Here is a 22,918-nt window from a genome sequence, read left to right as displayed (position 1 = left end):
AAAGCGAGCAGACGGCATTCTATTCCTTTCACTAACAAAATCGTTTAAGTTTTGCGGATGTTGCCCCTTCTCACGCCTCAAATTTTGATCTGCTCATTATGAAAGCACCCATGCCTCACTCCCTCCCTCCATCAGGCGGCATAGGTCTGAAGTCGGTTCATTATAGTGATATATTGTCCGATGAAGCTGGATCAAACAAACCCGGATGGGTAGAGGTGCATCCGCAGAATTACTTCGGTGATGGTGGTCCGCTACATCGTTGGCTGACCGCCATCGCCGGGGTTTATCCTTTAAGCTTTCACAGCGTAGGCCTGTCCCTCGGCTCGGCGGAAGGCTTGAATATCGATGATCTAGAACAAATAGCCGCATTATGCGAACGCTATGAACCAGCCATGGTTTCTGACCATCTGAGCTGGAGCGGCAATGCCCATGACCGCTATCCCGATCTTCTCCCCATTCCCTATACAGTCGAAGCGCTTGATCATTTCTCGGAACAAATTGCGAAAGTGCAGGACCGGTTGAAACGGCCCATCCTGATCGAAAACCCGTCACGCTATCTTAGCTATCGCGATGACGAGATGAGCGAGACCGAATTCATCTCGGCTCTGTGCAAGCAATCAGGCTGCGGTCTATTATTCGACATTAACAACGTCGAGGTGACCGCCACGAATGTCGGGCTGGATATGGAAGCCTATATTGACGCGATTGACCCCGATATTGTCGGAGAAATACATCTCGCCGGTCATGCCCGCGAAGAACATGACAGCGGCCCTTTGTTGATCGACGACCATGGCTCCATCGTGAGTGACGTGACTTGGCGGCTTTATGACCGGTTCATCAAACGGGCTGGTGCCAAACCGACATTGATCGAATGGGATACAGATATTCCTGCCTATGATGTGCTGATGGCCGAAGTTGCCAAAGTCGAAGCGGTGCTGAACGGAACGCAAAATGCCCTCGCTAGCTGACAGCCAATTGCGCTTCATTGCCTGTCTGCAAAAAGGTCCGGCGCATTTCCCGGATGATCTATTTGAACAAGGTTCGGACCGTGCGCTTCTGGGTCTGAAGGCCCATGCCAATACCATTTCCCATGCGCGGCTAGTCGCGCTGGAAAATTCCTATCCCAAATTACATGCGCATATCGGGCACGAACCATTTCATGCGATTTCGCGGGACTATATCGATCAGGCCCATATCCTGACCTGCGATATGAATAATATCGCTGCTGATTTTGCCGATTTTCTGGTGAGCCAAGGCGTCGGGGCAAGTGAAGTCGATCTGGCGCGGATCGAATGGGCATGGATTAAAAGCTATCATAGCGCAGAGGCGCAACCCCTTGCGCTGGGCGATATTGCGACTTTGGACGAAGCAAGCCTGCTCGGCCTCGAAATAGGCGCCCATCCGGCCATGCGGCTTATTAATCTAACCGGCCCGCTATCACCGGAGCTGGCAGAATTGGGCCAAGATACCCCGGAGGCCTTGCTGGTCGCACGGCCAGACGCCGATATTTTATTCCACCCGTTGACGCAGGTCGAACATGATATTGCGGAAAAAATCGCATATATCGCGACCATGGGTAACCTTTTGGCCAGTGCCATCGAACTGGGTGGAGAAGACGCTGCAATGGAACGGCTCATAAAGCTGATACAGACAGGCGTGATGACGAAATCAAACGGGGGCAAGTGCCATGGCGAAACTGATAAAAAAGGCGACTAGACTTGTTAGCGGGAAATTTCCCGAAGCCATAGCCTTGCTCTTTGCCCGCGTCGCGTTGGCCGGAATATTCTGGCGCTCCGCCCGCACCAAGGTGGAGGATGGCAGCTTATTGACTATGAAAGACCTGACTGTTGATCTGTTCCGCGATGAATATGGTATGCCTTTTCCCGAAATTACCGGATTAATCGCAACCTATGCCGAACATTTTTTCCCGATCTTGTTGATATTAGGCCTCGCAACCCGCTTTGGCGCAGCGGGGCTATTGGTCATGACGCTGGTTATCCAGTTTTTCGTTTATCCTGACGCATGGTGGTCGGTCCACATCATCTGGGTCGCCCTTGCTCTGGTCCTGATCACCCGTGGCGGCGGCTTGTTTTCCATCGACAAGCTGCTTGGCGGGAAATTGGGTTAAGTGAGATGATCGGGGAGAATAGCCATGATCGCCAATGAAGAGACATTGCGTCATTTAATGGTCAAGGCGCAAGGCGGTGACAAGCTCTGCTACGCCAGCCTGTTGACCGAGTGCGAGAAATGGTTGCGACGTTATTATGCGCGCAAGATTAACCCCTCAGAGGTCGATGATCTGGTGCAGGAAACCCTGATCTCGCTCCATAAAAAGCGGGCGAGCTATGATCCGGCCAGAGCTTTTCTGCCATGGCTTGCCGCGATTGGCCGTTATCGCTGGATAGACGGTCTGCGCAAAATTTATCGTCACGAACATGGCGAACTGCACGAAGAAATGGTCGCGGACCCCCAAGATGAGGATGTGACCACAAAGGTGAGTCTGGAACGCTTGCTGGGCATGATCCCCGGCCGACAAGCCAATGTCATCGCCATGGTAAAAATCAAAGGCTTGAGCATTGCCGAAGCGGCTGCCCAAACAGGCCAGTCGGAATCGCTGGTCAAAGTCAATATTCATCGGGGGCTCAAGAAAATGAGCGCCCTAATCGAGAGCGAATGAAATGAGTAAAGCAGCAAATAGCTTGATCGATGATCTGGTCGAAGACATGGCGCCGGTGCGCACGTTAAAGCCTTCTATTGGGGTTGGTATTGCAGCAATCCTGACACTGGTTTGCATATCTGCCATTGCTTTATTTCAGGATATACGCAGCGATCTTTCCATGGGCATAGCGCATGCAATGTTCTTCCTGCGCTGCGGCGTTCTGTTGATGCTGGGCGTCGCGACGGCTTTTGCCGCCGCCAATATGGCGCGGCCCGGTGTCGGCAATCTCAACCGCGGATGGATTTGGGCGCTGGTTACGGCCTCCCTGTTTCCGATAACAGCAGCAATTATGAGCGTGATCAACACGCCGCCGGTAGAAGCCTTTCGTCCCACAGAGGGTCTGCACTGTCTGGCGACCAGCGTCCTGTCAGCGACCCTTATTGGCGGCGGCCTGACCCTATGGCTGCGGCAAGGGGCACCGACTTCTCCGGAACGTGCGGGATGGCTTGTCGGCATCGCATCCGGCGCTTTGGGGGGAGCAGCTTACAATTTATTCTGCCCGTTTAACGACATTTATTATATCGGAACATGGTATTCTCTGTCGGTATTGGCGAGCGCCATCGCCGGACGTATCATCGTACCGCATCTTATCCGCTGGTAATTTCCTAAACGGATAACCATATCGGTCGGGGCGTTCAGCTACGATTAGCGCGCCGTTTATGGAGAATGATGAAAATGCAATTTGCGCGTGGAGCATGGAAATTTCTGGTAGCGATTAAAGACGGTCTGGTGCTGATCGCCATGCTGCTGTTTTTTGCCGCGCTATATGCTGCTTTATCCGCTCGTCCCAATGTCGCCGCGATTCATGACGGCGCATTGCTGCTCGACCTTAACGGTGTGATTGTCGAACAGCCAGCGACACAGGATATTACCGCGCTGCTCACCAGTAGTGAGGATACGCCCCGCGAATATAGGCTGCGCGATCTTGTCCGCGCCATTGACGCATCCGCTGAGGATGATCGTGTCAAGGCAGTGGTACTGGATTTGAGCGCATTTATGGGCGGCGGGCAAACAAGTCTCACCACCGTTGGCGATGCGCTCGATCGGGTCAAAAAATCCGGCAAACCTATTTATGCCTTTGCCAATTTCTATAGCGATGACAGCTATCAACTGGCAGCGCACGCCAATGAAATCTGGATGGACCCGATGGGCGGCATAGTCTTTGCCGGACCGGGCGGCAGTAGGCTTTACTATAAGAACCTGATCGAACAGCTTGGCATTACCGCCCATATTTACCGCGTCGGCACCTATAAAAGTGCCGTCGAACCCTATATGCGCGCTGACCAGTCGCCCGCAGCCAGAGAAGCGTCACAAGCGCTTTATGCAGTACTGTGGGACAACTGGCTTTCCGAAGCCCAAAAGGCACGGCCGCAGGCGGTGATTGAACCCTATGCGAATGATCCTGCCGCGTTGGTAAAAGCAGCAGGCGGCGATTATGCCAAGATCGCGACCGAACAGAAGCTTGTCGATAAAATTGGTGATCGGGTCGCCTTTGGCCGCTATATTGCTAGCAAGGTCGGTGAAGACACACGGCCATCGCCGGATAGTTTCAAAGCCATTGAATATGATGATTTTGTTGCTGCCCATCCGGCGGATAAATCCGGAAAAGCCATCGGCGTGATTACCGTCGCGGGCGAAATTGTTAGCGGCAAAGCTGGTCCCGGCATCGCGGCCAGTGGCCGCATCGCTGAAGAAATCTACAAAGCGCTGGAAGAAGATGACATCAAGGCATTGGTCGTACGGGTCGATTCTCCCGGCGGATCAGCCTTTGCGAGCGAAGAAATCCGGCTTGCGCTAGCGGATGTTAAAAAGGCCGGTATTCCGATTGTCATTTCTATGGGCGATGTTGCGGCCAGTGGCGGCTATTGGGTTGCCGCAGCGGGCGATCATATTATGGCAGAGCCCGATACGATAACCGGTTCTATCGGTGTATTTGCTGTCTTGCCAAGCTTTGAAAAGGCGCTGAGCAAATGGGGCGTCACCACAGATGGCGTACAAACAACACCGCTGTCCGGTGAGCCCGATTTTGTTGGCGGATTTAGCGAAGATCTCGGCACCGTCCTGCAATCGGGCGTGGAACATAGCTACCGGAATTTTCTATCTCTGGTCGGCAAGTCCCGTAGCAAAACCAATGCAGAGGTCGACACTATTGGTCAGGGCCGTGTCTGGGATGGCGGAACCGCGCGGCAATTGGGTCTGGTTGACGGATTTGGCGGCATGAACGAAGCCTTGGCAGAGGCGGCTAAGCGCGCGGGTCTGAAAAAAGGCGACTATCATGCGAAATATCTGGAAGCGGAAGCGGCCTTCAACTGGCTTCCCATAGGCGGGCTGCCATTTGCGAAAGCCGAACAAGCGCCGGTTACCGGCATGGTCGGTTGGGTCGCACGACAGCAAAAGGCCGTTTTTGCCGACGCGCTTAATACAGCACGCGGATTGATGGCACGCGAAGATGTGCAGGCTCTTTGTCTGGAATGCGGCGTCGAAGGCCGTTCGATAAAAACCGGAACGCCGGATATTTTCGACCTGTTGAGAAGCTATTCGCTGTCCTCTGCGCCGCGGTAACTGGGCAACGACAGGCCCTTTACAATCGCCAAGGCGCGTAAAGCAAAGCCAGCGGTAAAAGCGATAGAAGCAGCGACGATTCCAGTCATGCCGGTTTGGGAAAGGCCAACGAAAGTAAAGGCGGCGAGAGCGCCGGCGGTCACATAAAGTTCTGGCCGAATAATGATCGATGGTTCACCGGCGATCAGATCGCGGATCACGCCGCCAACGCTGGCCGTGATAACCCCCATGATCGCAGCGGGGACGGGTTCTATGCCCAATTGCAAAGCTTTGGCCGCGCCAAAAACCGAATAGGCGGCGAGGCCAATGGCATCAAACCAATCCACCGCGCCTTCTTTCCACCACCGCACCGGCGTGACCCAGACCAACAGCGCTATGCCCAGACATAAAACCGGTACACGGCTGTCCTGCACCCAAAATACGGGGGCGCCGATCAACAAATCCCGAACCGTACCGCCGCCGACACCTGTCACAAGCGCGAAAAATGCAAAGGTGACCAAAGTCTGGCCATTGCGCGCAGCCATGAGTGCGCCTGAAATTGCAAAGACACCGATACCGAACAGGTCCAAAAAGCCTAGGGCGTTATAGAGCATCGCGCTATTCATAGGACCAAACGAACCACAAATGCCCGTGAATAGATCAGCGATTTTTTAAGCGGAACGATAAATTGGGACATATACGCGTCTCCTGAATTTGACATCCCGGGCTTATAGTAAAGCCTTACATATGGATCGGCTTGCCCTGTACCGCCATTGCCGCTTCCTTAATCGCTTCGCTGTGCGTTGGGTGGGGGTGACAAGTATACGCAATATCCTCACTGGTCGCACCAAATTCCATGGCTTGGGTAATTTGGGACACTAATGTTCCGGCCAATGACGAGATGATATGCGCTCCCAGCACGCGGTCGCTATCGGCCTCCGCGATCACTTTCACATAGCCCTCTGTATCGCGATTTGTCTTTGCGCGGCTATTGGCCAAGAACGGGAATTTCCCGACCTTATAAGCGACACCGCTTTCCTTGACCTCTTCCTCGGTCTTACCAATGCTAGCGATTTCGGGGTAGGTATAAACGACGCCGGGGATCAGGTCATGGTTCACAATACCTTGCTGACCAGCGATAAATTCCGCCACTGCGATACCTTCATCCTCAGCCTTATGCGCCAGCATGGGGCCGGGGGTGACATCACCAATCGCGTACACACCTTTAACCGGTGTCTGGAAATCATGGCCGACTTCGATCTGCCCACGATCATTGGTCTTCACGCCGGAATTTTCGAGCGCCAAGCCGTCAATATTGGGCCGACGGCCAATGGCTACCAGAACCGCATCCGCCTCTATGGTTTCAGCATCGCCGCCCTTGGCCGGTTCAACCGTCAATGTGGCTTTCTTGCCCTTGACCGTCACACCCGTCACTTTGGTGCCGGTTTTAATGTCAAAGCCCTGTTTCTTGAAGATGCGCGCGCTATCTTTGCGGATATCGCCGTCCATGCCGGGCAAAATCTGGTCGAGATATTCCACGACCGTGACTTTCGCACCAAGGCGCAGCCATACGCTGCCGAGTTCCAGCCCGATGACACCGCCGCCAATGACAACCAGATGGTTCGGCACTTTCGGGAATTCCAGCGCGCCGGTGCTGTCGACAACGATATGCTTGCTATTGTCTATCTCTACACCCGGTAGCGGCGTGACCGAAGAGCCGGTAGCGATGACGATATTTTTCGCAGTGACGGTCTTGTCACCAATTTTGACTGTATTCGCGCTTTCAAATGCGCCGCGGCCTTTAATCCAATCGACCTTGTTTTTCTTGAACAGCCCTTCAATCCCGCCGGTCAATTCTCCAACCGCTTTGGATTTCTCCGCAAGCATCTGGTTCAGGTCAAGCTTGGTTCCGGTCAGTTTGATGCCGAATTTCTCTAAACCGCCGCTATGCGCTTCATGAAATAATTCCGACGCGTGCAGCATCGCCTTCGAAGGGATGCACCCGACATTCAGGCAAGTGCCGCCCAATGTCTCGCGGCTTTCCACGCAAGCAGTTTTCAAACCCAGCTGTGCCGCACGGATCGCAGCCACATAACCACCAGGGCCGGAGCCGATTATCAGAACATCATAGTCGAAATTATCGGTCATTATCTTTTCTCTCATCGTCATCCTGAACTTGTTTCAGGATCTCCCGAGATGCTGAAACAAGTTCAGCATGACGAGACGTTGGGGGTATCTTACAAATCAATCAAAAGCCGGGTCGGATCTTCAATCGCTTCTTTGATCCGCACCAGGAAGGTCACTGCTTCGCGGCCATCAATCAACCGGTGGTCATAGCTAAGCGCAAGATACATCATCGGCCGCGCCTGTATGGAACCATCCGGCATCACCACGGGACGTTGTTCAATCCGGTGAAGACCGAGAACAGCCGACTGCGGCGGGTTGATAATCGGGGTGGACATAAGCGATCCAAATACGCCGCCGTTCGAAATCGTGAACGTGCCGCCTTTCATATCCGCCATGGTCAACGTACCATCCGTCGCGCGCTTGCCAAAATCACCAATGGTATTTTCTACATCGGCAAAGCTCATCGTTTCAGCATTGCGGATCACCGGTACGACGAGCCCGTTGGGCGCGCTCACCGCAACCGAAATATCGACATAGTCATGATAGACAATTTCATCACCGTCAATTTGTGCATTGACCGATGGCACATCTTTCAGCGCCATACAGGCAGCCTTGGCGAAAAAGCCCATAAAGCCGAGCTTCACGCCATGCTTCTTGGCGAATAAATCTTTATATTTGCTGCGCGTTTCCATCACCGCCGTCATATCGACATCGTTGAAAGTGGTCAGCAAAGCCGCAGTATCCTGCGCTTCTTTCAAACGCTTCGCGACTGTCTGACGCAGGCGCGTCATGCGCACCCGCTCTTCATTGCGGCTGCCCGCTGTTGATGCGACTGCAGGCTGAATTTCCGCGCTGGAAGTCTGGCCTTTTTCAGTCGATGGTGCGGCAGCGCCGGTTTTCACATATTGTTCGACATCATCTTTGGTCAAGCGGCCATCTTTGCCGGAGCCTTTGATCTTGCTAGGGTCCACGCCATGTTCCAGCACCAGGCGGCGGACCGCTGGTGACAGGGTGATGGAGGAGGCTGTATCGTCGCCTGCAACAGGTTCTGATTGCGTGGCCGCCGGTGCGGGAGCCGCTTTCGCAGCAGTTGATGCCGATGCGCCGCTACCGGCTTCAATCTGTGTAATGATCGCACCCACTTCGACCGTATCGCCCACAGCGACCAGATGGGCGCCCATAATTCCTGCTACCGGTGCAGGTACTTCCAGCGCCACTTTGTCGGTTTCCAGACTGGCTATGGGTTCATCGGCTGCAACCGTGTCACCGGGCTGTTTGAGCCATTCACCCACAGTTGCTTCGGTAATCGATTCGCCCAATGCGGGGACTTTTACATCTGTTGCCATAGTCTTACGCTCACTTTCATCGGCGGATCGTTCCGCACCAAATCAATTTTTTATCGGATGGCCCAAAGCTTCGGCAACCAGCTGCTCTTGCTGCTGTTTGTGCCGTGATGCCAATCCGGTTGCAGGCGACGCCGACGCATCACGTCCCGCATAAACAGGATCAACAGGTCCAACGCCCGCCTCTTTCAGACATTCTTCCAGATACGCGCGGACAAAATGCCAGCTGCCATTATTGCGGGGCTCTTCTTGTGCCCAGACCAGCGTTTCCAGATTTTTCATCCGTTTCAGGCGCACAACCAATGGTTCCGACGGGAAGGGATAAAGCTGTTCAATTCGGACAATCGATGTGTTCTTGTCTTTTGCTGCATCGCGCGCGTCGATCAGGTCATAAGCAACCTTACCCGAACAAAGCACCAGCCGTTTCACATCTTTGTCAGCGGGCGGATTGGTATCCGACTTGATCCGCATGAAATGATGTTCGCCCTGAAACTCATCGGCGCTCGACACAGCCGATTTATGACGCAGCAATGATTTTGGCGTCATGATGACAAGGGGTTTACGGAAACTGCGCAACATCTGACGGCGCAAAATATGGAAATAATTCGCCGGTGTCGTGATATTCGCAACCTGGATATTATCCTGCGCACAAAGTTGCAGAAAACGTTCCAGCCGCGCCGAACTATGCTCCGGACCCTGACCTTCATAACCATGAGGAAGCAGCATCACGAGACCATTGGCACGCAGCCATTTGGCCTCGCCCGATGCAATAAACTGGTCAATGATAATCTGCGCGCCATTGGCGAAATCGCCAAATTGCCCTTCCCATAGCACCAGCGTCTTCGGATCGGCAGCAGCATAGCCATATTCAAAGCCGAGCACGCCATATTCGCTGAGCGGGCTATCAAGCACCTCAAACCGGCCATGTGGGACAGTGCTCAACGGCACATATTTTGCTTCCGTATTCTGATCGACCCAGACCGCATGACGCTGGGAAAAGGTTCCGCGCCCACTGTCCTGACCGGACAGGCGCACGTTGTACCCTTCAGAAACCAGTGATCCATAAGCCAGCGCTTCACCGGTCGCCCAGTCGAAATTTTCACCGGTTTCAAACATTTTTGCCTTGGCATCGAGAACGCGGCCCAAGGTTTTATGTATTTTCAGTCCGTCCGGAACCTTGGTTAGCGTACGGCCAAGACTATCGAATAATTTTGTATCAATCGCCGTTTCGACATTGCGCCGCGCCGTTTCCGGATCAGCAGGAATGTGAAGCCCCTGCCAGCGACCGCCGAACCAGTCGGCTTTGTCAGCTTTATAATTGGCAGCAGCCTGAAATTCGGTTTCCAAATGCGCTGCGAAATTGTCACGGGTCGCCCTGCCCCAATCCGCATCAATCACGCCTTCTTCAACTAGCCGCGTTTCATAAAGCTTGCTGACTTTGGGATGGTTTTTGATCGCCGCATACATGATGGGTTGGGTGAAACTTGGTTCGTCGCCTTCATTATGGCCAAAGCGGCGATAGCACCACATGTCGATAACGATATCACGGCCAAAACGCTGACGAAATTCAATCGCTATCTTACAAGCGAAAGTCACTGCTTCAGGATCATCCCCATTAACGTGGAAAATCGGCGCTTGCACACCTTTGGCCACGTCGGATGGATAAGGCGAAGAACGCGCAAATTGCGGACTGGTGGTAAAACCAATCTGGTTGTTGATCACAAAATGGATACAGCCGCCGGTATTATAACCGCGAATGCCAGAGAAGCCGAGACATTCCCAAACGATTCCCTGTCCTGCAAACGCGGCATCGCCGTGGATAAGCACAGGCAAGACCTGATCATGGTTTTCAAGATCATCGCGCGCCACTTGCTGGGCGCGAACCTTGCCAAGAACGACGGGGTCGACCGCTTCCAAATGCGATGGATTGGGCACTAAGCTCATATGAACATTTATGCCGTCAAATTCACGGTCAGAGGAGGTGCCCAAATGATATTTCACATCGCCGGAACCGCCAACATCTTCGGGGTTCGCCGATCCACCATGAAATTCGTGGAAGATAACTTTATAAGGCTTGGCCATCACATTGGCCAAAATATTCAAACGGCCGCGATGGGCCATGCCATAGACAATGTCACGCACACCGGCCTGACCGCCATATTTAATGATATTTTCAAGCGCGGGCAGCATCGATTCACCGCCATCAAGGCCGAATCGTTTGGTGCCGACATATTTCTTGCCGAGGAAATTTTCATATTCCTCGCCCTCGATCACCTTGTTGAGGATCGCCTTCTTGCCTTCTGGCGTGAAGAGGATTTCGGCGTCCTTGCCCTCCATCCGGTCCTGCAGAAAACGCCGTTCCTCGATATCGGCAATATGCATATATTCCAGACCCACGGGGCCGCAATAATTGGCGCGCAGCACGGCTTCGATTTCACGAATAGACGCGGTATCAAATCCTAGAACGCCGCCCAGAAAAATGGGCTTATTCATCTCCTCGGCGGTGAATCCATGAAATTCGGGAGTCAGATCGGCCGGTTGTTCCAGCTTGGACAATCCCAATGGATCAAGATTGGCACCCAGATGGCCGCGCACCCGATAGGTGCGGATTAGCATCATCGCGCGAATGGATTTTTCTGCCGCGACGCCCACTTCAGCATCAGACATCGACTTGCCGGATTTTTCCGCCGCCGCCTTGATCTCGACGCCCATTTGCGTGGGGTCAAGAGCGCTGTTCAGCTCATCGACGTCATCAATCGGCCAATGCTTCTTTTTCCAGCTCGGGCCTTGCTCTGGTTCAGAGCCGATACCAAATTCCTGACCTTCTAGTCCCATGATTTTTTCCTTGGGGAGGGTGTTGGCCCCCTGCTCGCGCAGAAGGCCAAATAATCTAGACCAATTCTTTCAACATCGCATCCAATGTCGTGCCGAGTTCGGACGGACTTGGAGAAACGCGAATACCAGCGGCTTCCATCGCTGCGATCTTGTCTTCTGCGCCGCCTTGGCCGCCAGAAACAATCGCGCCAGCATGGCCCATGCGGCGTCCCGGAGGAGCCGTGAGACCAGCGATAAAGCCAACCATTGGCTTGCTACGTCCGCGTTTGGCTTCGTCGGCAATGAACTGCGCCGCTTCTTCTTCTGCGCTACCGCCGATTTCACCGATCATGATAATCGACTTGGTTTCATCATCGGCAAGGAAGAGTTCGAGTATGTCGATAAAGTTGGTGCCGTTAACCGGATCACCGCCAATGCCAACCGCTGTGGTCTGGCCAAGGCCAACCGCTGTGGTCTGGTGCACGGCTTCATAAGTCAGCGTACCGGAGCGTGAGACAACGCCGACCGAACCCTTTTGGAAAATGCTGCCGGGCATGATGCCGATTTTGCATTCATCGGGGGTCAAAACACCGGGGCAGTTTGGACCGATTAGGCGGGACTTGCTGCCTTGCAGGGCGCGCTTCACGCGAACCATGTCGAGCACCGGAACGCCTTCGGTAATCGCGATGATCAGTTCAATCTCGGCATCAATGGCTTCGAGGATTGAATCCGCTGCGAACGGAGGCGGGACATACACAACAGAAGCAGTCGCGCCGGTTGCATGCTTAGCTTCTTCTACCGTATTATAGTTGGGCAAGCCGATATGGGTCGTACCGCCTTTGCCAGGAGTCACACCGGCGACCATTTGCGTGCCATATGCGATTGCCTGTTCGGTGTGGAACGTGCCGGTATTACCGGTCATGCCCTGGGTGATAACTTTGGTATTTTTGTCGATTAATATGCTCATTCTATTTCCTCAATTTAGGATATTTTATCTGGTAATTCATTAAGTCCGTTTCGAAAAACACCCACACTTGTTATTGCTAGTGGGACCCATAGCATAGCAGCTGGTATTAAGCCCAGAAGCGCAGGACCCGGACCGTCTTTGACGATTTCCAGTGATAAGAAAAAAACAGCGAAGGTAAGCACTGGCATTGCAAAAATCAGTATGACAGCCGCTACTCCCGCTTTTGGCACTTCATTTCCTGAAAATTGATAAGCAAGACGGGTAACGACAAACATTATCCATAACACCGCCACTATCCCACAGCCTGCGAGCATCAATCCGGACAGCCCGATAAGTATAAAGCTGATGTCCACGTTTAGGCCAGCGAGCTATCCAACGCCTTACACGCTGCCAATAATTCTTTCACTGCATCAACCGATACATCGAAATTGCCCTGCGCTTCTTCGCTCAGTTCGATCTCGATGATCTTCTCGACACCGTCTTTGCCGATGATGCACGGCACGCCAACGTAAAGATTATCAACACCATATTGGCCGGTGAGATGCGCAGCGGCTGGAAGCACGCGGCGCTTATCTTTTAAATAGCTTTCCGCCATCATGATCGCGCTGGTTGCTGGCGCATAATAAGCCGAGCCATTGCCGAGCAGCTGAACAATTTCGCCGCCGCCAGAACGGGTGCGCTGAACAATTGCGTCGATATTTTCCTGTGTGGTCCAGCCCATTTTGATGAGATCAGGGATCGGGATACCAGCAACCGTAGAGTAAGCTGGAACCGGAACCATCGTATCGCCGTGGCCACCCAGAACGAAGGCGGTGACATCTTCAACCGACACTTTAAATTCGTCAGCAAGGAAGTGGCGGAAGCGGGCGCTATCCAAAACGCCAGCCATGCCGACGACCTTGTTATGCGGCAGACCGGAAAATTCACGCAATGCCCAAACCATCGCATCAAGCGGGTTGGTGATGCAGATAACAAAAGCATCCGGTGCATTGGCTTTAATGCCCTCGCCCACAGCCTTCATAACTTTCAGGTTGATGCCGAGCAGATCGTCGCGGCTCATGCCGGGCTTGCGCGGAATGCCGGCCGTTACGATAACAACGTCAGCACCGGCAATATCAGCATAATCGCTGGTGCCTTTCAGATTGGAATCAAAACCGTCGACGGGAGCCGCCTGAGAAAGGTCGAGCGCCTTACCAGAGGGCATGCCTTCGGCAATATCAAACAGGACGACATCGCCCATTTCCTTGGAAGCGGCGAGGTGGGCGAGCGTGCCGCCAATCATGCCTGCGCCGATCAGCGCAATTTTATTACGGGCCATTGGGAAAAATCTCCTGAAATCAGATTCGTAGAAAAACGTGCCTGTTGGATTAGGCCTATCCAAACGCAATTTCAACCGCATAAAGCACCATTTTACAGGCTTTTTATGCAAATGGTTTGCAATAGCATTAGCGGGATGGGCAGAAGGATGGAAACATCATGGTTTAAGGGTGAAACCCGCCATATTGAGCGAATTTAACTAAAGCTATCGTTCGCCTCCATTTCTTCCATATGGCGCGCACAGTCTTTAGAAATACTGAACGGATGCAAAGCGCTTTCCTACAGAAGGAACGCTATGGTAAAAACCCGCTCATAAAATATGCGATAAACCACAACCCGTTCTTTCTCAGCCCTGCATATCACCACGATATATTTTCACGCCAAAATAGCGCGACCGAAAATGTCACAATAATCCGCAAAAGCAAGTGTGATTTGTGTGAACTTTGGGTTGTCTGTCGCCTCACAACAAACCCCACTCTCCGTTCATGCTGAACGTGGCGAGAGGACAGGAGAAAGAGCTAAAGACCCTGTGATTTGTGTGAACTTTAGATCAAGCGCCTTCCGTCTCGCCATGGCCGAGCCCCAGATAATCATCGGACTGCATTTCCAAGAGACGCGATGCGGTGCGTTCAAATTCAAAGCTGCCATCGCCCTCTGGATAGAGCGCGTCGGGATCAGCGTCAGCACTTGCCAGCAGCTTGACCCGATATTCGTAGAGCGCATCGATCAGTGTCACAAAACGCGCGGCTTCGTTGCGGTTCTCCTTGGAGAGGATCGGAATGCCGACAATGATCACACTATGAAAATGCCGCGCGATAGCCAGATAATCCGCCGCGCCGCGCGCTTCTGCACAAAGCCGTTTAAACGAAAATACCGCTACGCCTTTTAACGCCTTTGGCACATGTATCGACCGCGCGCCTTGCACTGGCAGTTCTTCGGACGGCACATGGGCGCGATCTTCTGGCGGATAATCGGTCAGACGGAAAAACGCTTCGCTCAGCGCCTTGGTTGCGGCCTCTCCATTCGGAGAATGCCATAGTTCCACACCCCCCAGTCGTTCCCGGCGATAATCGGTAGGGCCGTTAAGCGAAATAACATCTAGGCGGCTTTGCAGCAGGTCAATGAAAGGCAAAAAATGTTCGCGGTTAAGGCCGTCTTTATACAGATCAACCGGCGGACGATTCGACGTTGCGATCAAGGTAACACCCGCTTCGACCAACCCGGTAAACAGCCGAGACATAATCATGGCATCGGCGCTATTATTGACGACCATCTCGTCAAAGGCGAGAAAGCGGGCTTCACTGGCTAGCGCTTCGACCACTGGAAGGATCGGATCGCCTTGCTCCTTCTTGCGCTCTTCATTCAACCGTGCATGCACATCCAGCATAAACTCATGAAAATGCGCGCGTTTCTTGCGATTAATTTGGAGCGTTTCATAGAATAAATCCATCAACATGGATTTGCCGCGGCCAACCCCGCCCCACATATAAATGCCGCGGGGCGCGTTCGGTTTCTTGGAAAACATCCGCCATAAGACGCTGCCCTTTGGCGGAACAGCTTCAAGGTCCGTCTGCAATTGGGCCAGACGTTGCGCACAAGCTTCCTGATCAGCGTCAGGCCTTAACTCACCATTTGCAATCAACGCCTGATAGCGCGCATAAAAATCTGTCATTTCTGTCCTGATTTTTGCGGTGGAGGCTTTTTAACAATCGCCGAATAAGAAGCCATATTTTCCTGATCACCCTGCACCGCCAGACCGCGCAGGAACAAGAAGCGTCCCGTTTCGCGCACCACCTCCACCTGCGCTTCGAGCGGCTCGTAAAGCCGCGCCGCGCCGACAAAATGGGTCTGCAATTCCATCGTAACGGCAAAACCGGCAGGTCCGAGTTCCAATACTCGCATTGCTGCAAATAACGAACAGTCGATAAATCCCAGCATGGTTCCACCATGGACAGCATCGGTCAAATTGCGATGTCGCCGCTCGGGAAACATCCGGATCCGGGCGATATTATCAGCAATGCCATCACCGCCGCGACGAATGATCATGGCCCCCAAGAAGCTATTATAGCAATCCGGGTCGCTCAATTTCCATTGATACCAACCCGGATGGTCCGGGTCCGGTTCATTGATAGAAAAAACAGATTCGGTATCGGCCATATGCTTATTGCCTAACTGTCAGCATCGGCGAGAAATCAAACCTCTCGGGCTGCGGTCATCTTCTTGATCTCCGCAATCGCTTTTGCTGGCGACAGGCCCTTGGGACAGGCATTGGCACAATTCATGATCGTGTGGCAACGATAGAGACGAAACGGATCTTCCAGTTCGTCGAGCCGCTCACCGGTCATTTCATCACGGCTATCCGCAAGCCAGCGATAGGCTTGCAACAGGATAGCAGGGCCAAGGAATTTGTCAGAATTCCACCAATAGCTTGGGCAGCTGGTCTGGCAACAGGCGCATAATATGCACTCGTAAAGTCCATCAAGCTTGGAACGGTCTTCCGGAGACTGCAGCCGCTCTTTGCCCGATGGGGTCGGAGTGACCGTTTTCAACCAAGGCTGGATCGATGCATATTGTGCATAGAAATGGGTAAAATCAGGAACAAGATCCTTGATCACTTCCATATGCGGCAATGGCGTAATTTTTACTTCCTTGCTGCAATCTTCAATCGCGGTTGTGCAGGCAAGGCCGTTTTTACCGTCAATATTCATCGCGCAGGACCCGCAAATACCTTCACGGCAAGAACGGCGGAAGGTCAGCGTAGAATCCTGATCGCTTTTCATTTTGATGAGCGCATCAAGAACCATCGGCCCACAATCGTCTGTATCGATTTTAAATGTGTCATAGCGCGGATTCTCACCGCTGTCCGGGTCATATCGATAAACTTTAAACGCACGCGTCGTTCCGGTGCTCAGCGCTTCATGCACTTCACCCGTCTTGCGGATTTTACTGTTTTTCGGGAGCGTAAAAGTTGCCATCAATATTCTCTTGCTGTGACGAAAAAATAGGAGTCGCGTTGATTATCAATCATGTGGGGCCGTTCATAGCCAGTTTCTCATCAAACTCAATGCCTGAAATAAGCAGTCTAGCGACGTTCAAGCCTATTAAAACTGGCAGGACAAGTGACGCAAGCAATTTTACAGGGCCGCTCTTCCGATATGATTTGTACGATTTGCCTCTTTTTCGATTCTAAAATGCCCTATTTCCCTGCTAACGCTGCTAGCTCACTAATAATTAAACAAACCCTCTCATTCCAAATCACTACAGGATGAAATATATGCAGACCAAGAACAGTGTGACTCTTTTGCTGCATGGTGGAAATAGCACGCTGATATGGGGTATGACCAATGCGGAACGGAACCGCCGGTTGGTGGAGAAATTGCCGGACGGAGCGAATGGCACCCTATGGGTCAACCTCGCCTATGTCTTCGATCCGCAATGGATGCGCCATGTTCAGGATAATCCGGGAACAGTGCTCACAATAGGCGGCGTACCTGTGCTCGCTAGTCTTCACGCCAAAGAAGATACAGAGGCACTTGCAGAACTGCGTATTCCAGCTGGTGCCCACGCGATGGAATATCAAGACAAGCCTCGCATCTACAATCGCTCATTGCGCAAGTTGGAGACGCCGTTTGTCCGCGAACTCACCCCGACAACGGTGAAAGACATTGAGCGGCAAAGCTATTTCGGCGCCTATAAGGGTGTAACCGACATTCTAACCAAATATCTTTGGCCGGAACTTGCATTGGTTCTAACCCGCTTTGCAGCACGTATTGGCATGACCCCGAATATGGTCACTAGCATCGGGGCGATCGGTTGTATTTCGGCGATATTCCTGTTCTATTATGGCTATTTCTGGACCGGAATGGCCGCTGGCTTTGTTTTCATGGTCCTTGATACGGTTGATGGGAAGCTCGCCCGCTGCACCATCACGTCCTCTTTTTGGGGCAATATTTTCGACCATGGCCTCGATCTGGTTCACCCACCGTTCTGGTGGGTGGCTTGGGCCTTTGGCCTTGGCACCGCAGGCTTGGCTCTGCCCGAAGATCAATTGCGGTTGGTTATGATCGTCATTTTGGGCGGCTATGTCTTGCAGCGCATTATCGAGGGAATTTTCATGCGCGCTTTCGGCCAGCATATCCATGTCTGGCGCCCGATGGATTCCTGGTTCCGCCTGATTACGGCAAGGCGCAATCCCAATATGGTATTGTTATTTGTGTCGATGATATTTGGTCGGCCAGATATCGGGTTGATCGCGGTGGCTTGGTGGACCTTAATCTCGCTCGCCGTTCATATGGTCCAGATTCTTCAAGCCGTTTTGGTCAGAATACGTGGCGGTCAAATTGTCTCATGGCTGGAACAGGAACAAGGATAGACAGATGATCAACGATACCATCACCAAATTCGGCTATCCTGCTACATTGATAAGGGAATATGATCATTGGGTCGTCTTGCTCCGCCCCGCCCAAGTAACATTGGGTTCCCTCATCGTTGCGGCAAAATCCGAAGCGCAAGATTTTGGTGACCTTTCCCCTGACCATTTCTCTGAACTCAAGACAGTAACCGCTGATGTTTCCTCAGCGCTGGAAGGCTTGGTTTCGCATGAGAAGCTCAATTGGCTGATGTTGATGATGGTTGACCCGCATGTCCATTTCCATCTCATTCCCCGCTATGAGGGAACACGCGAATGGATGGGACAGATTTTTGCGGATGGATCATGGCCGGGCCCGCCAGCTCTTGGCGAGGCCATCAAACTATCGGATGATCAAATTTCCGCCATGGGCACATGGTTAAAGTCGGGCTTTCCAACTTAATCCGCTTTGGCCAGCCACTGATCGGTAAGAGCTGTGGCACTTTCCACATCATTCAGAAAATCGACCTCGGCCCAGTCATGACCCTCGATCGACACCGTGCCGACCTTCTTGCTAGGGGCGAGCGCATCAATAATCTTGAGATACCAGTTTTCAACGCCTGCTGGCGTGCGCATGAATTCGCGCACCTTCTCCCGGAATAGCACCCCGCCTTCGCCGCGAAACGCTAGGAATCCGATAGATTCCGCGTTGCTCTGCTCTGCCGTTAAAGTCTTGCCAATCGCAATTAAACGCTCACCGCTAAGCGAGACTTTCATATCGTCGCTATCATAATGATCTTTGATATCGACCGTGACTGTAATCGGCCAAGCACCGCCTTTTTGCGCCGTTTCGATAATTTCCGGCGAGATTAGCGTATCGCCGTTCAGGATCATGAAATCGCCGTCCATCACATCGCGGACAATCCAGCAGCTGCCCAGATTATCGGCAACCTTATAGAATGGATTGAAATGTACGGTAATATTAGCGCCAGCCTGCTTCAGCTGTTCCAGCTCGGCTTCCACCATATCCGTCATAAAACCGGTCACAATATGAAACTCGCTCACCCCGCCAGCAGCTAGCATTTCAATCTGCCACGCGATCAGGCTTTTACCCGAAAAATCGATCAAACATTTAGGGCGTTCTGCCGTCAGCGGTAAAAGCCGGGAGCCTTGACCGGCGCTCAATATTATTACTTTATCGATCATGTTGGCAATTGGCCTTTATCGGGATAGGAAACTTTTGTGGGGAGACACTTAGAACGATGGCCCAGAAAGCTCAATCCTGTTACCGCCGGTCGCAGCGGCATTATCGGATGCAATATTAATCATGGCTGAGGAGGCTAGCATCGCATCTGAAGACGCCAAAGCGACGAAAACCGGCATAGGGCGGATCGTTGCCAACACCGGCTGGTTATTGGGCGGCAAGGGTTTCGGCGGGCTTTTGAGCCTCTTCTATCTTGCCATATTGACCAGAACTCTGGGCGTTTCAGGATTTGGCCAATTCGCGCTGATTACCGGAACCGCGCAAGCTGTTGCGCTCATCGTTACCTTTCAGACGTGGCAAGTCGTCATTCGGTTCGGCTCGCGCTATCTCACAGGCTCTGAAAACCGGCATAGCTTTGGCCGCCTCGTCGGGCTTTGCACGTTGCTCGACATTGCAGGGTCACTGGCAGGCTGCATATTGGCCTTTTTTGCGATCCGCTGGCTTGCGCCCTTTTTTGGCTGGGATCAGGAATTGGCGCATAATGCTTTGCTCTTTGCACTGGTCATGCTGCTATCGATCAAATCCACGCCGACCGGCATATTACGTGTCGAAAACCGCTTTGATCTTGCCGCCTATGCCGAGGCTGTTATTCCGATCGTCCGGCTCATCGGAACGCTGATTGTTTGGCTCACAGAGCCCAGCTTGATCAATTTCCTTATCGTCTGGGCGCTTTCCGAAGTCATCCATGCCATCGGCTATTGGCTGTTTGCCGCGTGGCAGGCCCGTGACATTTTGTCGCTGCGCAACCTGCCCCGCGCGAAACAGGCGGTGCGTGAAAACGTAGGCATTGGCGAGTTTTTGCTCATCACCAATCTGGGGTCGACCTTTGCCGGAATGTCGCAGAATTTTGCGCTGCTTATTGTCGGCTATTTTGTCGGGCCGACAGCGGCCGGTCTGTACCGGCTGGCGAGCCAATTGAGCGTGGCGATGACCAAAATATCCACCTTATTATCCCGCGCGATATTTGCGGAAGTCAATCTGGTCCGCGCCCATCAAGGGGCAGAGGCGATGCGGGTCTTGTTCCGCAAGGCCAGCCGCATGTTGTTCATCACCGGCGGCACTGTGATCCTGATCGTGCTGGTGATCGGGAAGCCCGCACTGTTTTATATGTCAGGGCCCGAATTCCTTCCCGCCTATCCGTTGCTCATCCTGCTCGCGACCGCGGCGTCTATCGACCTTGCGGGCGCGATATATGAGCCCACCCTCTTGTCCGGCAGCGGCGCCCGCACCGCGTTAATCCTGCAAGCCTGTATTGCGTCCTTATTCATCACGATGCTGCTCCTTGGCCTGCACTTTTTTGGAGCAACCGGCGCGGCAGGGGCGATGGTGATCGCGGCTATCGTCCGGCTAACCTTGTTCGGCATCGCCGCCCGCCGGAATTTGGCGAGAGGTTAAAAGCGCGGATCATCACCCCCGCGCGGCGAGTATCTGTTCGACCATCACAAGGTCGCTTTCCTTGTCGACGTCAATACAGGCTTCGGCCTGAGACATGCGGACGATCTTTATGGTCAGCCCGAGCCTCTTGCCGATCCGCGCCGCGATTTGGTCCACCGTTAGCATCCGCGTGACCGCAAGAAACAACAGCCACGGACCGAAAATGGTCAATATCTTCCAGCCCTTTTTCCGGTCCTGTTCGACCTCTGCCCAATAATCCAAAATCTGACGCGCTTGCGGCGAACCGAAATAGAAGAGGTTCGCCCCGCTATATTGGCCGCCCCGCAATGTGAGCCACGTCCGCTGTGACGCGGGATAGCTTTTCAGCAGCACCTGTTTTTCGACCACCGCAATGGCAATATCGGATGATCCGGCTGCGTCCAGAAACTCGCCAATCATCGCCTCGTTGAGCAAGACATTATCGGCGGTGGTTATGAGCACGGGAAAACGCGCATCATCCTCGCTCAAAACATCATTCATCGATGCGGCAATCGTGGCCGAACTTTTGTGCGTTTTCACGCGCTCATCGGATTCCAGAAACTTGGTATCGAAATGCTTCCAAAAGGGCTTAAAATCCTGCGCCAGCAAATGCAGATTGTTGATCGCTTTATGGTGTAACAAAGCCTCCGCAACATGGGCCAGCATCGCCTTGTCAGCGACGGGGATCAGCGCCTTCACCGCTATGCCGCGGCTGTCCGCCATGGCATCGCCGTCCGGACGGCTTCCCGCCAATATAATCGCGTCCGTCGACGCCGCCGCCTTATCACCACTTGTCTGATTCACGGTTACTGGTGACTTTCAAAAAAGGCGATCATATCGTCCAGTACCGGACCTTTGTAACGGAACGGTTTGGCGACGGCCATCATGATGTCGAGATGGCCCAGTTCGCTATATTCGGTATATTCCGCATCGCCGCCTGCCTCTAATATCCTGTCGCGCAATGTCTGGCTGTTGCGCGGTTTGACCTGCGTATCGGCAAGGCCCGTCGATAGCCAGAGCGGCGGCGCATCGGCGCGGACAAAATTGACGGGCTGGGTCATTTTCGGATCATGGTAGGAACCAAAGCTGTTCTTGGTCATGTCGGTATCAAAGGGATAGAAATCATAGGGACCAGCCAAGGCGGCAACGCCCCTGATCAAATCGGGGGTCTTGCCGAGCCGCCCCAACCATTGCCGGTCGAGCGCCAGCATCATGACATTATAGGCCCCGGCCGATTGGCCCGACAGGAATATCCGGTCCGGATCACCGCCCATGGTTTCAATATTATCATGCACCCACGCGACGGCTTTCGCGCTATCCTCCAGAAAACCCGGAAATTTCGTTTTGGGGTAGAGCCGGTAATCTGCCAAGACCGTCACATAGCCCCGACTGGCAAGGGCGCGTCCGGCAAAGGCATAATCATCCTTTGAGCCCGTTCGCCACCCCCCGCCATAGATAAATATCACCACTGGCAAAGGCTTTTCCGACACCTGCTTCGGCGTCCAGATGTTAAGACCAAGGCCATATTCTTCGTCATAAACCTGATTGCTGAGCAATAGTTTTGCATTGCTGTCACCGGGGATGATATTATTGACCATATCGAGCTGGCGCGGGCCGGGCTGCTGGAAAAACCAATAGGCAAAGCCAGCGACCGCAATCGCCACTATCCCGAATGTGAGGAGCCATTTCATAGCAATGTCTTAGCTAGTGGATCAGATGCTGGCAATGGCCGCTCAAACCCTCGTCATCCCGGCGAAGGCCGTGACCTTCAAGCGACAGGCGATTGGCCGTTCAAAATTCACACAAATCACAGCCCTTGCCCCTTCTGCCACGCCTGAAAATCCGCCTCCATTTCTGCATCCGCCGCGTCCAGCATCCCGCTGCTTTTCAGCAGACCGCTGCGCGATGCCCGCTCCCAGTCCATATCGCCCCAGCTATCGCTCTCGGCCGGATCGAGATCGGACACGTCAATATCCTCCGGCGCCATCGCGCTGATCCGCATATATTCGTTCCTATTGGCCCAAGCCTCCAGCAATTCCGCATCTGATCGGCGCGGGGGATTGCC

At 53.2% G+C, this 22,918-nt stretch carries 23 protein-coding genes; 9 read left to right on the top strand and 14 right to left on the bottom strand.

Going from position 1 to position 22,918, the window contains the following annotated elements:
• Nucleotides 1-110 precede the first annotated feature (110 nt).
• The 6 genes from bufB (at nucleotide 111) to sppA (ending at nucleotide 5,281) form a co-directional block, all read left to right on the top strand.
• Nucleotides 111-968, top strand: a complete 858-nt coding sequence (gene bufB, locus V7676_RS11880; RefSeq protein ID WP_335659912.1) for an MNIO family bufferin maturase — start codon at nucleotides 111-113, stop codon at nucleotides 966-968.
• A complete protein-coding gene (locus tag V7676_RS11875) occupies nucleotides 952-1,716 on the top strand; it encodes an HvfC/BufC family peptide modification chaperone (RefSeq protein WP_335659911.1) in 765 nt (254 codons plus the stop codon). Before bufB ends, V7676_RS11875 begins: the two co-directional genes overlap by 17 nt.
• Nucleotides 1,688-2,128, top strand: a complete 441-nt coding sequence (locus V7676_RS11870) for a DoxX family protein (RefSeq protein ID WP_335659910.1) — start codon at nucleotides 1,688-1,690, stop codon at nucleotides 2,126-2,128. The genes V7676_RS11875 and V7676_RS11870 overlap by 29 nt, the downstream gene beginning before the upstream one ends.
• A gap of 24 nt (nucleotides 2,129-2,152) precedes the next feature.
• Complete coding sequence (locus V7676_RS11865) at nucleotides 2,153-2,677, top strand: sigma-70 family RNA polymerase sigma factor (protein WP_335659909.1); 525 nt, start codon at nucleotides 2,153-2,155, stop codon at nucleotides 2,675-2,677.
• Nucleotide 2,678: 1 nt separating this feature from the next.
• A complete protein-coding gene (locus V7676_RS11860; protein ID WP_335659908.1) occupies nucleotides 2,679-3,320 on the top strand; it encodes a DUF1109 domain-containing protein in 642 nt (213 codons plus the stop codon).
• A 74-nt stretch (nucleotides 3,321-3,394) separates the two neighbouring features.
• Entirely contained in the window at nucleotides 3,395-5,281 is a 1,887-nt protein-coding gene (gene sppA, locus V7676_RS11855) for a signal peptide peptidase SppA (RefSeq protein ID WP_335659907.1), read from the top strand.
• Here sppA and V7676_RS11850 read toward each other — a convergent pair.
• From V7676_RS11850 to V7676_RS11805, 10 genes are all read right to left on the bottom strand, one after another.
• Complete coding sequence (locus V7676_RS11850) at nucleotides 5,254-5,874, bottom strand: trimeric intracellular cation channel family protein (protein ID WP_335659906.1); 621 nt, start codon at nucleotides 5,872-5,874, stop codon at nucleotides 5,254-5,256. The two genes, sppA and V7676_RS11850, sit on opposite strands and share 28 nt — an antisense overlap.
• A gap of 127 nt (nucleotides 5,875-6,001) precedes the next feature.
• Entirely contained in the window at nucleotides 6,002-7,408 is a 1,407-nt protein-coding gene (lpdA, locus tag V7676_RS11845) for a dihydrolipoyl dehydrogenase (RefSeq protein WP_335659905.1), read from the bottom strand.
• Nucleotides 7,409-7,497: 89 nt separating this feature from the next.
• Nucleotides 7,498-8,733: a 2-oxoglutarate dehydrogenase complex dihydrolipoyllysine-residue succinyltransferase gene (gene odhB, locus V7676_RS11840; protein WP_335659904.1), complete on the bottom strand. Its 1,236-nt coding sequence runs from the start codon at nucleotides 8,731-8,733 to the stop codon at nucleotides 7,498-7,500.
• A 42-nt stretch (nucleotides 8,734-8,775) separates the two neighbouring features.
• A complete protein-coding gene (locus V7676_RS11835) occupies nucleotides 8,776-11,565 on the bottom strand; it encodes a 2-oxoglutarate dehydrogenase E1 component (protein WP_335659903.1) in 2,790 nt (929 codons plus the stop codon).
• Between the two features lie 55 nt (nucleotides 11,566-11,620).
• On the bottom strand, nucleotides 11,621-12,511 hold the full coding sequence (gene sucD / locus V7676_RS11830) for a succinate--CoA ligase subunit alpha (protein ID WP_335659902.1): 891 nt from the start codon (nucleotides 12,509-12,511) through the stop codon (nucleotides 11,621-11,623).
• Nucleotides 12,512-12,525: 14 nt separating this feature from the next.
• Nucleotides 12,526-12,864: a hypothetical protein gene (locus tag V7676_RS11825; protein ID WP_335659901.1), complete on the bottom strand. Its 339-nt coding sequence runs from the start codon at nucleotides 12,862-12,864 to the stop codon at nucleotides 12,526-12,528.
• Nucleotides 12,865-12,866: 2 nt separating this feature from the next.
• Nucleotides 12,867-13,829 carry a malate dehydrogenase gene (gene mdh, locus V7676_RS11820; protein ID WP_335659900.1) on the bottom strand — a complete coding sequence of 321 codons (963 nt, stop codon included), beginning with the start codon at nucleotides 13,827-13,829 and terminating at the stop codon, nucleotides 12,867-12,869.
• A 549-nt stretch (nucleotides 13,830-14,378) separates the two neighbouring features.
• Nucleotides 14,379-15,500: a cell division protein ZapE gene (zapE, locus tag V7676_RS11815; protein WP_335659899.1), complete on the bottom strand. Its 1,122-nt coding sequence runs from the start codon at nucleotides 15,498-15,500 to the stop codon at nucleotides 14,379-14,381.
• Nucleotides 15,497-15,985 (bottom strand): PaaI family thioesterase, encoded by a 489-nt coding sequence (locus tag V7676_RS11810; protein ID WP_335659898.1) that lies wholly within the window; start codon nucleotides 15,983-15,985, stop codon nucleotides 15,497-15,499. The genes zapE and V7676_RS11810 overlap by 4 nt, the downstream gene beginning before the upstream one ends.
• Nucleotides 15,986-16,020: 35 nt before the next feature.
• Nucleotides 16,021-16,803 carry a succinate dehydrogenase iron-sulfur subunit gene (locus tag V7676_RS11805; protein ID WP_335659897.1) on the bottom strand — a complete coding sequence of 261 codons (783 nt, stop codon included), beginning with the start codon at nucleotides 16,801-16,803 and terminating at the stop codon, nucleotides 16,021-16,023.
• Between the two features lie 299 nt (nucleotides 16,804-17,102).
• On the opposite strand from V7676_RS11805, the gene V7676_RS11800 reads away from it, so the two are divergent.
• On the top strand, nucleotides 17,103-18,200 hold the full coding sequence (locus V7676_RS11800) for a CDP-alcohol phosphatidyltransferase family protein (protein WP_442955438.1): 1,098 nt from the start codon (nucleotides 17,103-17,105) through the stop codon (nucleotides 18,198-18,200).
• A gap of 7 nt (nucleotides 18,201-18,207) precedes the next feature.
• Nucleotides 18,208-18,639, top strand: coding sequence for an HIT family protein (locus V7676_RS11795; RefSeq protein WP_335660099.1), 432 nt, complete (start codon nucleotides 18,208-18,210; stop codon nucleotides 18,637-18,639).
• Here V7676_RS11795 and V7676_RS11790 read toward each other — a convergent pair.
• Nucleotides 18,636-19,382: a phosphocholine cytidylyltransferase family protein gene (locus V7676_RS11790; protein WP_335659895.1), complete on the bottom strand. Its 747-nt coding sequence runs from the start codon at nucleotides 19,380-19,382 to the stop codon at nucleotides 18,636-18,638. The genes V7676_RS11795 and V7676_RS11790 overlap by 4 nt on opposite strands.
• A gap of 121 nt (nucleotides 19,383-19,503) precedes the next feature.
• Between V7676_RS11790 and V7676_RS11785 the strand changes: the two genes are divergently transcribed.
• Nucleotides 19,504-20,835: a lipopolysaccharide biosynthesis protein gene (locus tag V7676_RS11785; protein WP_335659894.1), complete on the top strand. Its 1,332-nt coding sequence runs from the start codon at nucleotides 19,504-19,506 to the stop codon at nucleotides 20,833-20,835.
• Nucleotides 20,836-20,847: 12 nt separating this feature from the next.
• Here V7676_RS11785 and V7676_RS11780 read toward each other — a convergent pair whose 3' ends face one another.
• The 3 genes from V7676_RS11780 to V7676_RS11770 all read right to left on the bottom strand — a co-directional run.
• A complete protein-coding gene (locus V7676_RS11780) occupies nucleotides 20,848-21,657 on the bottom strand; it encodes an NTP transferase domain-containing protein (protein WP_335659893.1) in 810 nt (269 codons plus the stop codon).
• A gap of 2 nt (nucleotides 21,658-21,659) precedes the next feature.
• The gene (locus V7676_RS11775) at nucleotides 21,660-22,544 is read right to left on the bottom strand and encodes an alpha/beta hydrolase (RefSeq protein ID WP_335659892.1); all 885 of its coding nucleotides are present in this window, start codon (nucleotides 22,542-22,544) and stop codon (nucleotides 21,660-21,662) included.
• Between the two features lie 116 nt (nucleotides 22,545-22,660).
• Nucleotides 22,661-22,918 (bottom strand): hypothetical protein (locus tag V7676_RS11770; RefSeq protein WP_335659891.1); only part of this gene is annotated, 258 nt, incomplete at its 5' end.

Origin of the sequence: Parasphingorhabdus sp., from assembly GCF_036963805.1 — a bacterium.
Classification (GTDB): Bacteria; Pseudomonadota; Alphaproteobacteria; order Sphingomonadales; family Sphingomonadaceae; genus Parasphingorhabdus.
Note: the sequence above shows the minus strand (reverse complement) of the source record. Positions and strands in the feature narration are given on the sequence as shown.